General features: G+C 66.5%; 18 protein-coding genes. 14 read left to right on the plus strand and 4 right to left on the minus strand.

Annotated elements, in window-relative coordinates; all coding sequences use genetic code 11:
• Positions 1-125 precede the first annotated feature (125 nt).
• From HF684_RS13305 to HF684_RS13345, 9 genes are all read left to right on the plus strand, one after another.
• A complete protein-coding gene (locus tag HF684_RS13305; RefSeq protein ID WP_169252847.1) occupies positions 126-362 on the plus strand; it encodes a hypothetical protein in 237 nt (78 codons plus the stop codon).
• Positions 363-467: 105 nt separating this feature from the next.
• Positions 468-2,606: a phage/plasmid primase, P4 family gene (locus HF684_RS13310; RefSeq protein WP_169252848.1), complete on the plus strand. Its 2,139-nt coding sequence runs from the start codon at positions 468-470 to the stop codon at positions 2,604-2,606.
• Positions 2,606-2,851: a hypothetical protein gene (locus HF684_RS13315; RefSeq protein WP_169252849.1), complete on the plus strand. Its 246-nt coding sequence runs from the start codon at positions 2,606-2,608 to the stop codon at positions 2,849-2,851. The genes HF684_RS13310 and HF684_RS13315 overlap by 1 nt, the downstream gene beginning before the upstream one ends.
• Positions 2,852-3,103: 252 nt before the next feature.
• A complete protein-coding gene (locus tag HF684_RS13320; RefSeq protein ID WP_169252850.1) occupies positions 3,104-3,448 on the plus strand; it encodes a hypothetical protein in 345 nt (114 codons plus the stop codon).
• 121 nt (positions 3,449-3,569) lie between these two features.
• Positions 3,570-4,016, plus strand: a complete 447-nt coding sequence (locus HF684_RS13325) for a hypothetical protein (RefSeq protein WP_169252851.1) — start codon at positions 3,570-3,572, stop codon at positions 4,014-4,016.
• A gap of 527 nt (positions 4,017-4,543) precedes the next feature.
• Positions 4,544-5,104 (plus strand): hypothetical protein, encoded by a 561-nt coding sequence (locus HF684_RS13330; RefSeq protein ID WP_169252852.1) that lies wholly within the window; start codon positions 4,544-4,546, stop codon positions 5,102-5,104.
• Positions 5,101-7,233 (plus strand): hypothetical protein, encoded by a 2,133-nt coding sequence (locus HF684_RS13335; protein WP_169252853.1) that lies wholly within the window; start codon positions 5,101-5,103, stop codon positions 7,231-7,233. The genes HF684_RS13330 and HF684_RS13335 overlap by 4 nt, the downstream gene beginning before the upstream one ends.
• Positions 7,233-7,517, plus strand: a complete 285-nt coding sequence (locus HF684_RS13340; protein WP_169252854.1) for a hypothetical protein — start codon at positions 7,233-7,235, stop codon at positions 7,515-7,517. The genes HF684_RS13335 and HF684_RS13340 overlap by 1 nt, the downstream gene beginning before the upstream one ends.
• Before the next feature lie 29 nt (positions 7,518-7,546).
• Entirely contained in the window at positions 7,547-8,092 is a 546-nt protein-coding gene (locus HF684_RS13345; protein ID WP_169252855.1) for a hypothetical protein, read from the plus strand.
• Positions 8,093-8,163: 71 nt separating this feature from the next.
• Here HF684_RS13345 and HF684_RS13350 read toward each other — a convergent pair whose 3' ends face one another.
• Both HF684_RS13350 and HF684_RS13355 read right to left on the minus strand, forming a co-directional pair.
• On the minus strand, positions 8,164-9,510 hold the full coding sequence (locus HF684_RS13350; protein ID WP_169252856.1) for a TraM recognition domain-containing protein: 1,347 nt from the start codon (positions 9,508-9,510) through the stop codon (positions 8,164-8,166).
• A gap of 166 nt (positions 9,511-9,676) precedes the next feature.
• Positions 9,677-9,994: a hypothetical protein gene (locus HF684_RS13355; protein WP_169252857.1), complete on the minus strand. Its 318-nt coding sequence runs from the start codon at positions 9,992-9,994 to the stop codon at positions 9,677-9,679.
• Positions 9,995-10,111: 117 nt separating this feature from the next.
• Here HF684_RS13355 and HF684_RS13360 point away from each other — a divergent pair, with 117 nt between their 5' ends.
• From HF684_RS13360 to HF684_RS13380, 5 genes are all read left to right on the plus strand, one after another.
• Positions 10,112-10,315: a hypothetical protein gene (locus HF684_RS13360; RefSeq protein WP_169252858.1), complete on the plus strand. Its 204-nt coding sequence runs from the start codon at positions 10,112-10,114 to the stop codon at positions 10,313-10,315.
• Entirely contained in the window at positions 10,312-11,154 is an 843-nt protein-coding gene (locus HF684_RS13365) for a hypothetical protein (protein WP_169252859.1), read from the plus strand. Before HF684_RS13360 ends, HF684_RS13365 begins: the two co-directional genes overlap by 4 nt.
• Before the next feature lie 30 nt (positions 11,155-11,184).
• The gene (locus HF684_RS13370) at positions 11,185-11,688 is read left to right on the plus strand and encodes a hypothetical protein (RefSeq protein WP_101596791.1); all 504 of its coding nucleotides are present in this window, start codon (positions 11,185-11,187) and stop codon (positions 11,686-11,688) included.
• On the plus strand, positions 11,685-12,278 hold the full coding sequence (locus tag HF684_RS13375; RefSeq protein ID WP_169252860.1) for a hypothetical protein: 594 nt from the start codon (positions 11,685-11,687) through the stop codon (positions 12,276-12,278). Before HF684_RS13370 ends, HF684_RS13375 begins: the two co-directional genes overlap by 4 nt.
• A 64-nt stretch (positions 12,279-12,342) precedes the next feature.
• A complete protein-coding gene (locus HF684_RS13380) occupies positions 12,343-12,621 on the plus strand; it encodes a VRR-NUC domain-containing protein (RefSeq protein WP_282433905.1) in 279 nt (92 codons plus the stop codon).
• 286 nt (positions 12,622-12,907) lie between these two features.
• Here the strand turns inward: HF684_RS13380 and HF684_RS13385 are convergent, their stop codons facing one another.
• Together HF684_RS13385 and HF684_RS13390 are read right to left on the minus strand one after the other, a co-directional pair.
• The gene (locus HF684_RS13385) at positions 12,908-13,534 is read right to left on the minus strand and encodes a vitamin K epoxide reductase family protein (protein WP_025777896.1); all 627 of its coding nucleotides are present in this window, start codon (positions 13,532-13,534) and stop codon (positions 12,908-12,910) included.
• Positions 13,515-14,135, minus strand: a complete 621-nt coding sequence (locus HF684_RS13390) for a thioredoxin domain-containing protein (protein ID WP_081770370.1) — start codon at positions 14,133-14,135, stop codon at positions 13,515-13,517. Before HF684_RS13390 ends, HF684_RS13385 begins: the two co-directional genes overlap by 20 nt.
• Between the last annotated feature and the right edge of the window lie 2 nt (positions 14,136-14,137).

The following is a 14,137-nucleotide window of genomic DNA, read 5'->3' on the forward strand; positions in this document are numbered from 1 at the left end:
CCGTTAACGCCGTGAGGGGCTGCGGGACGAGGGACGGACTCGGACGGGGCCGGACCGCGCTGAGCGCGGGCAGTAGCCGGACATCATCACCGACGACTGACCGACCTCGACGAAAGGCCCTCGTGATGCTCACCGCACTCACCCCATCGCCCCGGGCGCTCCCCAGCCTCATCACCGAGGACGGAGTCCCTGTGAGGCTCTACGAGCTCAGCGCGTTGGCTGAACTCGGCTACGGCTCCAAGCACACGAATCTCGCGAAGATCCGCAAGGGGCAGATCCCCGCCGTGAAGATCGCCGGCGCGTGGAAGATCCGCGAATCGGACCTGGGCCGCCTCGTCGAAGCCGTCACCACCGTCGTCTGAGTATGAAGAAACCCCGGTGGGCAAACCGAGGCTTCTTCATTCAGATCTTCAACCGCCTGAGCGAGCTAGCGACTCATATTCCAGGCGTCCTCGAAAGGATCGTTCATGTCTATTTTCCCCGGCGACGAGCCAGATAGCAACCCGTCCCAGCAGTCCACGTACCCCCTCGTCGATGCCGCCATCACGACGAAAAAGCACTTCGCCCCCTACGATGGCGTCCCTCCGATAAATGAGGTCATCACGGTCGCCACTGAGAATTACCTCGCCGCCCTCGACCCCGACGACCCGCCCGAGCCGCGTCTGCTCGAGAGGCAGCTGCTGAGCACCATCAACAACGTCATCAAGATGGCGAACGCGAGGGCGAAGGCTCAGGGCGACCCGGACAAGCTCCCGCTGAAGGGCCTCCTGACCTGCTGGCAGATCGCGAGGATCCTGCACCGCCTCTACATCATCAAGGAGGTCGTGCCCGACGGTGTGAGCGCCAAGGACGACGGCGTCGGCGTGCTCGGCATTTACCAGACATCCGGGCCCGATCGCGGGATCTACCGCCCGTGCGAGTACAGCGGCGTCGCGGGCAAGGGCAACGCTCCCAGCGTCCCTGGGCTTGCGTCGCTCGTCCAGGACTACAACGCCTCGATCGACGAGAAGGGCTACAAGGAGGTCCGCCGCCTCGTGCGCATGTTCGCGGAGCGCGCGACCGAGAGCACCGACCCCGACCTGATCCCGATGGCGAACACCATCGTCAACTATCGGACGAACGAGCGGATCCCGTTCTCGCCCGAGCATGTTTTCCTGGCCAAGTTCGACACTGCCCTGCCCGAGCAGCGTCCCGAACTGCCGCGCATCGCCGACGACCAGTGCGACGGCGGCTTCTGGGAGGTGGAGTCGTGGACGGAGCAGACCCACCCCGAACCGGGCATGGCCGAGCACATCTGGAAGGTGAGGGGCGCGATGCTCCGCAACCGGGTGAACTGGCGCAAGGCGTTCCTGTTCTCCGACCCGCTCGGCTCGACCGGCAAGGGCACGGAGAACGAGCTGATCCGTGGGCTCATCGGCGCGGACAACTGCGTCAGCGTCACCTTGGAAGCGTTCGGCAGCCAGTTCGGCACCCAGCCCCTCATCGGCGCTCTCGGGAACATCGTCGACGAGATCCCTGTCGGGGGCTTCTACCGCGACGTGTCCGATTTCAAGGCGACTATCACGCACGATCGCATCACGATCGACCGGAAGTACGAGAAGCCGGTAAGCTTCCGGCCGAACGTCGGCATGCTCTACAACCTCAACTCGCCGATCGAGTCCAGCGACAAGACCGGATCGCTGCTGCGCCGGTTCCAGCTGATCCCCTTCACGAAGCGGTTCATCGGAGAGGCGGACAACACTCGGATCAAGGAGGACTACGTCCTGCGTCGCGAGGTGCGCGAGTACATCGCGTACAAGGTCCTCGTCGACATGCCGAAGTTCTGGGACATGACCGCCGACGAGCCGGAGGCCGTGCGCCAGGCACTCGACGCCTACCGGCTCGAGACGCAGTCCGTGGCGGCTTGGGCCGAGGAGTGCCTCGACCAGTTCGTCGGGACGATGGTCGCCTTCGGACAGGCTCACGCGCACTACTACGCGTGGACGAAGGAGCGGAACCCGGCGGCGAAGCCCGTCGATCAGAACCAGTTCACGGCCGAGATCAAGCTGCTCCTCGAGCCTGAGGAATGGGTCGTGCCGGCCACCACCGGCAAGAACGGCCGCACGACCGACAAGCAGCTCGTGACACGAACGTGGATCACGAAGCCGGAGCCGCTGCTCGAGGAATACCACTACATCGACGCGGTCGCGAAGTGGCAGCCGCATCATTCCGCTCCGTACATGGAGATCTCGGGCAAGTGGCAGTTACCGAAGGCGGCACCGCGTCTGTGCCGCGGGTTCGTCCGGCGCACTGCCTGGGAGGAGTACGAGGCGGGACGGCAGCAGGTTGACCCCAACACGCCTGTGAACGGAGACCACCAGAAGGAGGCCGAGGAGCAGGCCGACGCCGATTCCGCAGCGGACCTGGTCCTCGCCGCCGATGAGCGCCGTAAGGCCGACGAACGCCGGGAACAGGCGATCCGCGACCTCCCCCGGCTCCGGGCCGAGCTCGAGGCCCTCGAGACCACAGATGCCCGGCCGGCTGAGATCAAGCTGGCACGCCTCCTCGTGGAGAACGCGCAGCTGCAGGCGGTCATGCCTGCCGACGACCAGAAGGAGGCTGAGTGATGTCCAAGAAGCGCAGGAAGAGCCCGAAGGCCCGCCGCACGGTGCCGACCACCAAAAGGAAGTCGCTCTCGCGGGCCGAGTTCGAGCGCGAGCTCACGAAGGTCGTCGAGGGCGATCCCGGCGCTGACTCCGAGGTCCGGGCGTTCTTCAACGACCTCTCGACGGCATTCGGTATCAGGGCCGCGGTGGTGCAACCCCTCGGCATCGAGATGATCCGCGATCCTGGGAGCAGTGAAACGCCGTGATCCGAGCGCTTAGCGGGCACCGGAGTGCCCTCCGTGTGACCGTCTCGGTCACCGATATCGGGCACGCATCAGCGAGGTCACCGCAGTGACACCGGTGGAGCATCGCACGGCCCCGAATCGTGCCCGATCCGGTCACCGGAGTGTTCGTCTCGGGGCACGGCACTGCAGGGACGTCGCGATGCCCTCTCGGTGCCCGACCGGTGCACCGCTGGTGCCTGCGCCGGACACCAGCGAGACCGAGGAGGTGACGTCGTGAGCCCCGACGTTGGCCGTCTCGAGGCACTCCGTTCCTGGGCGCGCGGTCTGCTGGCGCTGGAGGCCGCCGTCGAGCTGCTCGTCACCGCCCTCGACGGACGGCTGCTGAGCGGGCCGTGGGTCCGACAGGACGAGGCTGGCTGCCTCTGGTTCGACCCAGCCGTTGCCGAAGCGGAGCAGGGCCACCTCAGCGGCGGAGAGCGCCGCGTGCTCGAGATCGCCACGAGCCTCGCCAGCAGCGAGCACCCGGTCGACCTGTCCGACGCGATCACCGGCCTCAACCCGGATGCGCTCGACGCCGTGCTCGAGGCGCTGGCCCTGGCGGGAGGACAGGGCCGATGACGGAACACCAGACCGGAGCCCGCTCCCCTCCCCCGACCAGCCGAGCGGCCGCCAGGCCGCGGACGACAAGGACGAGACCGCCCGAAGGGCGCACAACGACAGTGAAGGAGCAGTGATCACCATGAAGAAGATCGACGCCGAGATCGAGCAGCTGCAACGCCAGCTCGAGGCCGCTCAGAAGGCGAAAGCGGAAGAGGAGAAGAAGGAGAAGGCGCGCATCGCGCAGGCCAAGAAGCACGCTGGCGAGAACCACACCCGCGTGGCGCTCGAGCTCTACGACCTGCTCGACGTGCAGCCCGAGGCGAGGGTCACGCGCACCGTCCGCGACCGCGACGAGACCGTCCGCACCCAGCGCCTGTTGGACATGGTCACCGAGATCGTCGGCGCGGCCGATCCGGCGCTGCTGGACCGACTCAAGCACGACGACCGAAGTGGCGTCGACGCCCGCGCGCCGAAGCCTCGGAAGAGCTCGACCTCCGCTTCCGCTCCCCTCGATGACGGCGAGGGCAGTGGCCGCGCCGCCGAACGTCAAGAGTCGTGGCCGACGCCGTACCAATCGGCCGCGTAGGGCCGCCGCGACGACACCGCCGGCGGAGAGCAAGAGCCCCGATCACCACCGCTTGGTCGGGGCTCTCTCATGCCCAGAGCACGCCCGATCCGCGCTGCCGCCGCGACCTGGACGCAGCACGTCTGCGCCGGACTCGTCGCAGTGGTCGTCGATACCTCATCGGCCCGAGCGCGCAGCGCGAGGGATGCGCATCAGCGGGGGTGGCGAGCGGCAGCGAGCAAGGGGGCGGCAGCCCCCTTTCCACACCCAAGTCAAGCACCTGACCAGTCGCGCGCAGCGCGGCCGAGCGCAGCGAGGGAACATATGGGGTCAGGATGCTTGCCCGATACCCGTACCCCCTTCACTTTTCGGGGGTACGGGTGGAACAATGAAGATGCATAACGACGACCGGGCTACACCCCTATGGTGCTGGTCCGCCGGACAGGCTTGACGACCTGTCAGAGCGTTTAAGGACGTAATGGTCTGCGCGGCTGGGATGCAAGGGCCCGGATTCGAAGAAGCAATTCGAGTCCGAGGAGGTCCGCATCGTGAACGCCGCGAAGCCTGCGACGAGACGCTCCAGCGCCGGACGGAATCTCTCGCCGCACGCCAAGGGCGTGTTCGTTCCAATGACGCCCCAGCGACTCGAGAACGTCGACGCCGACCGGGCGCAGCTCGGTCTCTCGCGCGGCGGCGCGATCGCCGCCGTCTACGACAACTTCAGGGCCGCTGCGACCACTGCTGCGCAGCAGCGAGCAGCCGAAGCGGACGCGAAGGCTGCCATCCTCGAATCCCTCGCCGCACCGCTCATCGACGGCCTCCGAGAACTCACCGACGCGATCAATGAGCGGGCGCACCAGCGCCGGGCCGTCGGGGTCCACTCGAACCAGGTCGCGAAGCTCGCGAACGTCATGCGGATGGCGATCGAGCGCGGCGATCTGACGGGAGCCACGAGCACGCGGGTGGATGAGGTGGTGCTCGCTCTGCAGGGCATCGAGCGCCGGCTCGGAGAGCTGGCCGAGGCCGAGCGCGGCGACGACGCGCTGGCCACCGAGGTACGCGCGCTGCTCACCTCCTCGGAACCTATCCGTGAGGCCGATGTGGCATGAGCGGACCGAAGCGGGGCGGCGTCGCGGTCAAGGTCCTGAGCGGCCGGACCGCGGCGAGCCTGCAGCGCTACCGTGACTCGAAGGAGGACAAGGAGCCGCCGCTGTTCATGGCGACGCGGCACTGCTCGTTGGACGCCGAGACGCAGATCGCCGAGTGGAAGGCCGTGCGCGTCGAGCACGGCACCCAGGGAGCGACGCGGTCGCCGAGGGCAAGGTACGAGACCGTCGATCCCGACACCGGCATTCACGCGAGCGGCCAGCGCGGGACGCACATCAAACACTGGGACGGCAAGCGCCACCGGAAGCGGCTGGCCGGTCCGGGCGAGACTCCCACGCACCTGCGCATCGAGCCGGAAGACGCGCTGCCGGAGAAGGAGTCCGAGGCGACGCACAGCATCTATGCGTTCGGCGCGGACCTGGTGAACCCCGAGAACCCGGAGGACGTCGAACGCGCCTTCCTCGCCGTCAAGGCCGAGCGCGACGAGCACTACCCGGGGCTGCAGGAGTCGATATGGGGAGAGCGCAACGGCGAGAGCGGGCTCTTCCACGTCCACGTCGCGTCGAACGCGACGGTCTACCGCGCCTTCGAGCTCGACGGCGTCGAGTACCGGGCCGGCCAGAAGATGGGCGGGGACATGCGCGACGTGCACAGGGTCCGCGCCCGCTTCGAACAGTACCTCGACGCCCATCCCGAGTACGGCTTCGAGCAGTCGCTCGCCCGTGTCGCCACGAGGGAATACGAGGCGGCACAGCGCCGCGACGGGCAACGCTCCTACTGGGAGCGCGCCCGGGCCGAACGCGAGGGAATGGCCCCGAAGGAGAGCAACCAGGGTCGCATCCGGCGCGAGGCCTATGAAGCGCTCCAAGAGCCGGGCGTCACCGATTGCGACTCGTTCGCCGCCGAGATGATGAACCGCGGCATCAGCGTCGACGAGGCAGGAATGCGGCGCGGAAAGCGTGGCGAGGGCTACGACCTCCGGTACAAGGTCGACGGCGCGAAGCAGGCGGTGAAAGGCGCGACTCTCGGTCCCGAGTACGCCCACGACGCCATCGACGCACAGCTCGCCCGCAAGGCGAAAGGGCTGGAGATCCAGGTGCCGGCGGGCCAGCAGCGAGTCGGGGAACCGGCCCAGCTCCCGCTGACCTCGACGTCGCTCAGCGCCGAGGAGCAGGCGGAGTTCGAGCAGCTGAAGTCTGCTATCGCGGCTCTCGCACAGGACGAACGGGTGCGTCAGGACGAGGAACAACAGCGGGCGCTGCAGACGAAGGAACGCAGCTACGACGGCGAGCAGGTCACCGAGGAAATGCGGGTTCGGATCGCCCGCGACGATGCGGCCGTGCAGGCCCGTTTCGACGCCGATGCGCAGGCAGTTTTCGACAGCATCCGCCAGGGCCCGGCACGAAACGAGCAGCAACCGGCCACTTGGGTACCGGAGCAGTCGGTCGCCGTTGTGCCTGAACCGGCACAACCCGAGAAGCCAGAGGCGGCCACGTTCCGCTCCGACCTGCGCGGTGTGAAGGCGAAGGGCGGATCGGAGGCGGTCCAGCGCCGCCTCGATGGCATGGCGGAGCTCGAGGAGGACTACCGCGGCGAGCTGCCCGACGCCGAGTACGAAGCGCGTCTCAACGCATTCGGCGTCGGCCCGCACTTCATGCGGCATTACGGTGAGCACCTCGAGCCGGAGACTCGCCGTCAGCTCACGTGGCGCGTGCAGGCCAAGGCCGCCAGCGCCGCCGAGCGCCAGCGCGGCCAGGAGCACGCCGAGCGGGGGCAGCGGCTGCGCGAGCAGTACGACCACCTCCGCGTGGACGGCGAACGCAGCGATCCTCACGGCTGGGTGCAGCGACAGGAGGTGCTGAAGGTGCACAACCGGATCCTCGCCTCCGACAGCGGCATCGAGAAGACGAACGGGCGGAGGAAGGAGATCCACGGACTCGTCAGGGACGGCCGGTACGAGGAAGCCGCCCGAGCCGCCGAGCGACACCAGGAGCAGGACCGGAAGACCCGCGAGGCGATGGAGAACTACAGCTCCGGCCTCGACCACGACGAGGAGCCCAGCGCCTCGGACCGCTTCAGCGCGCGGGCGAAGGCGGCGCAGGAGCGTGACCGTGACTCGATGAGCCGCTGATGACAAGGACCCGACGCCGCCAGCGGCGGCAGGAACGCACAGCCGACGAGAGACGAGAGGAGGCACTGGCAATGGACCCGATGACGGCGATCGAGGCCGAGGGGCTGGAGAAGCTAGCGGCGCTGCGCGAGCAGCACGCCGAGGAGCGCGAGACACGCGCTGCCGTCTACCACGGCGGCGGCAGCTCCAGCTACATCGAATCCCTGCAGATCGCCGAGCAGTACCGGAACGAGGCCCGCGAACTGCGGGTCCGGGCGACGCACCTGCGTCAGCAGAACGCATGACACGAGAGAACGAGTGAGAGGACAGGACGATGGCACAGAAGGCCCAGGAGCAGATCGACCGCGAGAAGACGGCGCAGATCCAGCAGATGCTCGCGCAGCAGAACAAGGAGGCCGTGGCCCAGCGCTTCGGCGAGCAGGAGCTGGACTCCCCGGAGTACCAGCGCGCCGAGAGGAACCTCCGGGCGCAGCGCGAGCGCCAGCAGGAGATGCGTGAGCGGGCGGCCCAAGGCGAGGACGTCGGACAGCACCAGGCCGAGATCGCTCGTCAGCAGCAGGAGCAGGCCCTCGCCGAGCAGGAGGCGCGGCGGCAGGCTCAGGAGCAGGAGCGCCAGCAGCAGATCGAGCAGGAGCGTCAGGCCGAGGTCGAGCGTCAGCACGATGTGGCGAAGTCCCAGGACGCTGAGAAGGAGCACGACGACCGCGGCCGCGTCGAGGAACAGAAGCAGGCGAAGGAGGTCCAGCACGAGACCGAGCCGCGGGAGGAGCCGGAGCGCGAGACGAGCGCTTCGGACCGTTTCAGCGCTCGAGCCCGGGCCGCGCAGGAGCGTGACCGGGACCGTGGCATGAGCCGCTGAAGCACAGCGCGTCGAGCGCATGACAAGAGGCCGTGGACCATCGGGTCCACGGCCTCTTGTCAGCCCCGGTGTCAGGCGGCGTCCGGGAGGTTCCAAATCCCCGGGAGCTGGACCAGCGTCCCCTCCTTGCCGTACAGCAGGAGGCGACCCTCCTCGACGCTCCCCGGGAGCATCTCCGAGACAGTGCGCCGCGGGGCCTTCTCTGCCGTCATGGTCCTCGTCTGGTCGGCGTTGATCGTCTCCCGCCAGACGTCGTGCTCGCCGGACCACTTCTCGGCGAGCTCCAGCGCCTCGAACTCGGGGGCACCGTCGAGGATGAGGAAGGCCGGGAAGACCTCGCGCAGGACCTTCGCGCCCACAGAACCCCAGCGCAGCTCCATCTGGTTCGTGCTCTGCACGGCGATCACGCAGGCGACGCCAAGACCGCGGGCCTCGGTGATGTACGTGGGCAGCTTCGGCAGCGGCGCGGTGTTCACCGCCTCGTCCACGCTGAGGAGCAACCGCATGAGCCCGCGCTCGACGCCGCGCCGCCAGTGCCGGATCACGGTCTCGATCGCGCCGACGGCAGCGCCCGCGGCGACGCCGTCGGACGGAGCGATAATCGCCAGGGTCGGCTCGTTCGGTCCCTCGAGCATGGACGGGGAGAACGGCACCGAACCGTGCTGACCGCGGACGTTCGTCAGCAGCCACGGCGCGAGGCCGGCCTTCATCGTCGCGATGACCGAGTCTCGGAGCTTCGCCTCCATCTCCACGACCGCATTCAGGCTCTCCGCGTGGAAGCTCGCCTTCTCGATGAGCTCGTAGGCGATCGCCCAGGACGGCGAGTCGTCGCTCTCGTCCGACTTCGCGGTCTTACTCACGGCCCGGACGGTCCACGCGATGCCCTTGCCGCTGGCCTTTCCGGCCAGGAGCAGCGCCGCCAGCGGCTGGGCCGCCTGGGTCTGCCAGAACGCGTCGTCGCCGCCCGAATCGCCCCCGTCCGACGCACCGAGCGAGCCGACCTTCATCAGCAGCGACGCCATGGCCAGCGCGTCGTCGTCGTTCGCGATAAGAGACGTCGGATCGGACGTCACCATCTGGTAGTCGACACCCTGAAGCCAGTCGAAGCTCGGGTCCAGCTCGCCGGCGAGGTCCATGACGAACAGCGGGCCGCGCCGAGCGATGCCCTTCTTCACGACCCACTTCAGAAAGTCGGTCTTCGAGCTGACGATGACCCTGGGGCCGACCCACTGCACCGCCCCCATCGACAGGATCCTGGTGGTCTTGCCACGACCGGTGGGACCACTCACCAGGACGTGGGGCGCGGTCTCGACGGGCACTCCGTCGATCGAGCCGGCATACGGCGTCTGCTCCTCGTTGATCTCAGCGAAGGTGGGCTCCGTGGCCGCACCCGCCGTCTTGTTCTTGCTGCGCAGCATGAGACTGCTCCTTGTTGTTCTCCAATCCTCACGGTAAGTCCGGGGTCCCGGGGCCGCGTTCTACCGTCGTCTCGTGACGTCTGACGCCCCTCTCGGGGATCGAGCGCGCATCGGGCGCTCCGGGTCTCTTGGGTCGACTAGCGCCGGGTAAGAAATGAAATGCGGGTCATTCCTGTGCGGGTGCGTCGGCACCGTGCCAGCGCGCCTTCATCGCTGCCTGGCCTGCCGCGGACTGGCGAGCCTGTTCGGCCTCAATCTCCCCAGTGAGCCGTGCTTGGACCCGCGGGTCATCAAGCATGTCGATCCCGGCCTTGATCAGCGCACGGCCGAGCAGACCGGGCCCTACGCCGTTCTCGGCAGCGAGCACGCGCAACCGCTGTCGGTCCTCTGGGCGCATCGGCACCGATTGCGAGACCGAAAGTTCTTTGCCTGCTACCACGACGTTTTCTCCTCGTATACGAGCGTTTCTATGATCCTCGCCCATCGTATCGACCCTCCTCTCGCCCGAGAACTTCCGCGGTACGGTTCCCTAGAATCATATTCCTACGGTACCATAGGAGCTTACAGCGAACACAGGCACATATCGCAGGAGGACAGCCGCATGAACTTCGGCTTCATCTTCAAAACGATCGCGTTCCTCGTGATCGTCGGTTCGATCTTCGGGCTCGGCGTCATCGTCGGCGGCAGCTTCGCCACCGGAATGACCCAGGATGCCGTGCTCCGGTACATGGAGAAATGCCTGCCCGCCGATACGGCCGATCAGCTCGAGCCGTGCCTTGCCACCGACGGCGGTGAGCAGCCGTGACGAAGACCGTCGAGCGCTACGAGAAGGTCAGGGCCGACTGGCTCCTGGCCAACGAGGCGTCGTGGCATCTGTCCGATCGCCGGATGGCGAATGAGCTCAAGAGAATCGCCTCGAAGAAGGACCGTAATGCGGCCGGTGCCGCTGAGAGCTCCCACCACGAGGGCAGGATCAAGCCCATCGCCACGCGATTCATCGCCGCCGGCGAGGACAGCAAGGAGCGCGGCCTGCGCGCCTTGTTCCTCGTCCTCTTCATCCTCCCGACGCTGGTCGTCTGGATCGGACCAGCGCTCGCGATCTCGAACGCGGCCTACGCCGTCGACACCGAGCGGCGACTCAAGCAGGGACGGGTGCCCGAGCGGAGGCAGTGGTACCTCGCGGCGGCCGCCGTCGCCGGTGCAGGCGCGCTCTTCGCCCTCATCGCGCGGTTCGTCGCACTTCACCTCATCACCGTCGCGACGGTGACCTACTGGCCCTCGCTCACCCTCGACGTCCACTGGACGACGGTCGGGCTCATCTATCTGTGGGTCCAGGTCGTCCTCGGGCTGCTGCTCGCGGCCTGGCAAATCCGCCGCCACGGGTGGCCCGGCGTGGTGATCAAGGCGGGCGCGAAGACACCGGAGGTCCCGGCAACTCCTCGAGCGCCCGTCGCACCGGCCGTGCCCACGGCACCGAAGAGCGTGGGTTCCGACGAGATCACCGCCGAGGAACCGGACGGCGAGCCTGCGGCTCCGAGGGCACCTGCTGTGCCGATCGTGCCGACGATCCCCGAGCCGCCCGTCGTCGCCGGGTTCGACGACGACCCCGTCTTCGATGACGAGAACGACGAGTACAGGGCCTGAAGTCAGGCCGCGAACTAAGGAGTGAGAACCATGTCCGATCAGAACATCAACATCACTGTGGGCGGCAACAAGGGCTGGAACATCCTCGTCACGCTCTTCATCTCCGCGGGCCTGACGATCCTCGCCTGGAGGCTGTCGCTGTCCGGCTTCGCCGAGATGGCGGCCTCCGGCGTGACGATCTTCCTCGTCACCCTCATCAGCTACATGTTCAAGGCCGGGATCCTCCGACTGCCGGAGAAGTCCGAGGACGATGACCTCGCGTTCACCAAGTCGACGCTGCGCCGCATCTACGACGAGATCCAGGCGGCGATCGTCAAATCCTCGCTACTCAAGCTCGTCCTCTTCGCCCTGGCGCACACCCTCGGCTTTCTGGTCCTGCGCGCCGCGGTCGCCTTCGGCATCGGGCTCCTGACCACCTGGTGGGTCGCCCTCGCCGTCGGGCTCATCATCGGCGGCCTGATCATCGCGCAGGACCAGATCCTCGCGTGGATCCGCCAGAGCATGGTGCGCAAGGGATCAGAGGAGGCCCGATGAAGACCACGAAGATCACCACCACCGCTGCGAGCCTGGCCCTGGCCGCCTTTGTCCTGACCGGATGCGTCGTCGAGAACGTCCCGGCCGGCGCTCAGGACCCGCAGCCTCCGGCGACCTCGGCACCGTCGAGCGCGCCGGAGACCTCGGCCGAGGAGGATACGTCCGAGCGCACTGAAAACGACGGCAACGACGAGCCGACGGCCGAGACGACCGACCTCGGTGTCGAGGACGGGCAGACCCAGTACGTTCGGGCGATCCAGAACTTCTCCCCCACGCTCGAGCGTTGGGTCCTCGACGAGGACGCGGACGAGGTGACGTACTCGATCATCAACTGCCTCGGCCAGGCCGAGTCCGAGGGCGTCGCCAATCTCGAGCCGGCCGAAGGCGGCGAGGGGACCGCCTACGAAGCAACCTGGATCGGGAAGTCGCCACTGGAGAACGTAGCGGCGGAGTCGGTCCGCCTCGAGATCACCGACGACACCTTGACCAATTTCTCGGACGTCGCCACCTCGCGCACGGAAATCGAGGCAGGGAACTTCTCGCGGATGTGCGTCGACGCCGGCGAGACCGCCGCCGACTTCGTTTTCTGAGCCACCATGGCGATGATCACCATGGTGTCTCAGGTCCACGAAGCCGAACGGACGGTGGCTTCCGATGCTTGAGCGCGAGGTCGAATCGCATTTGCTGGCCAGGTGCCGGCAAATGGGCTTCCTCTGCATGAAGTTCACCAGCCCCGGGCGGTCCGGCGTCCCCGACCGCGTCGTCGTCACGCCGATGGGCACCGTGTTCGTAGAGACGAAGCGGCCCGGCGGGAAGCTCCGTCGGCTGCAGGAGGTGGTCACCGAGAAGATGCGCAGAGCCGGTGCCGAGGTCTACGTCGTCGATTCCGTCGCCGGCGTCGACGAGCTGGTCTGGCTCCTTGCCACGAGGTAACCCAGTGCGATGTCCATCTGGGTCTACCCCGCAGGACACACGACATGAGGCCCCCGATCCCGTCCAACGAGGTTGGGTTCGGAGGTCTTCGACACAAGTGATTGAGAGGTCTAAACATGACTGGACACAAAGGGCAGGTGGTCGGGTACGTGCGAGTGAGCGCGGCCTGTGAGTTGCAGAGGTAGATGGCGGTCCTTTTACAGACCAAAATGGCAGCTCTGTTGGCCAAGTCCCTCCGCTGCGTATCGAGACTACCTAGTGCGGTGACGCCTCGATGCGTTGAGGGTCAAACGAGAGTGGTCCAGTAGTCCCAGAAGCGGTTGGCGATCAGAACGATGATGAGGAGGAACCAGCCAGTCAGGATCGCTCCCCGGTATTCATTGACCAGAGTGATCCACTTTTGTCCCTTGCTCAAGGATCTGAGGTTTCGGGTAGTGGCGTACCAAAAGATGGGGATCGTCACTGCCCACACTGCCATGCAGTAAGGACACAGTGCCCCGATGACGTACAGACTCTGATAAATCAACCAATGCACGAATACCACCGCGAACGTTACACCGATCTGAATGGTGCCCCAATACCAGGCTGTGTATCGCCCTCCAGCGAGAAGACCTGTGCCGATAGCTGCGACGATGGCGAAACCTGCGACGCCGATGATCGGGTTCGGGACACCAAAAGCGGCGGCTTGCGGAGTCCCCATTACCGACCCGCAGGAAAGGATCGGGTTGACGTTGCAGCTGGGGATGTAATCCGGATTGGCTGCTAGTGTCATCTTCTCCACCAGCAAGACCACAGCCGCTATCAACCCGATGAGCCCGCCGACGACGAACAATGCTCCCAGGCCACGAGACGACTTAAACGCGGTTTCTTGTGTCTCCCTGTTGTTGCCAGTCTCAGTCTTCGAGGGCAGCATCGAAGGCCTCCTCCAGGTCAGTGACGCTTTCGGGTTGGAGCTTCTCACCGTCGAGGAAGAACGTTGGAGTGCCGGTGACCCCGAGGGCCTGCCCGTCCTTCTGACCCTGCTCAACGCGCTCGAGTGTAGCCGGATCATCATAGGCTGCGGTGAACTGCTCCATGTTCAGGCCGAGTTCCTTAGCGTAGCCGGAGAACTTTTCGCGTTGCGATGTCTCTTGGTGGCCCCATTCGTCTACCGTTTCGAACAAGCGTTGATACATGGCCTCGAACTCGCCCTGCTCGGCGGCCGCCTCGGCGGCCAGGGCAGCATTGACAGAGTTGTTGTGCAAGGGCATGTGCCGCACGACGAAAGTGACACGGTCCCCGTATTCCTTTCGCAGATCCTCGATGACCGGATAAAGCGACAGGCAACCTTCGCACTCGAAATCTAGGAATTCCACGAACACTGCTTCGCCACCCTTAGACAGGCGGGGGCTATCGTCGCGGACCAGCAAGTCGGAAGTGTCTGCACTGGTGGGAGCAGTTTCCGGTTCTGGATCGTTGCTGTCGTTATTGAACACCAGCAAGCCGACGAGGACGAGAGCGGCGACGCCGATCATTG

It is taken from the genome of Brevibacterium sp. 'Marine' (genome assembly GCF_012844365.1).
In the GTDB taxonomy this organism is placed as follows: Bacteria; Actinomycetota; Actinomycetes; order Actinomycetales; family Brevibacteriaceae; genus Brevibacterium.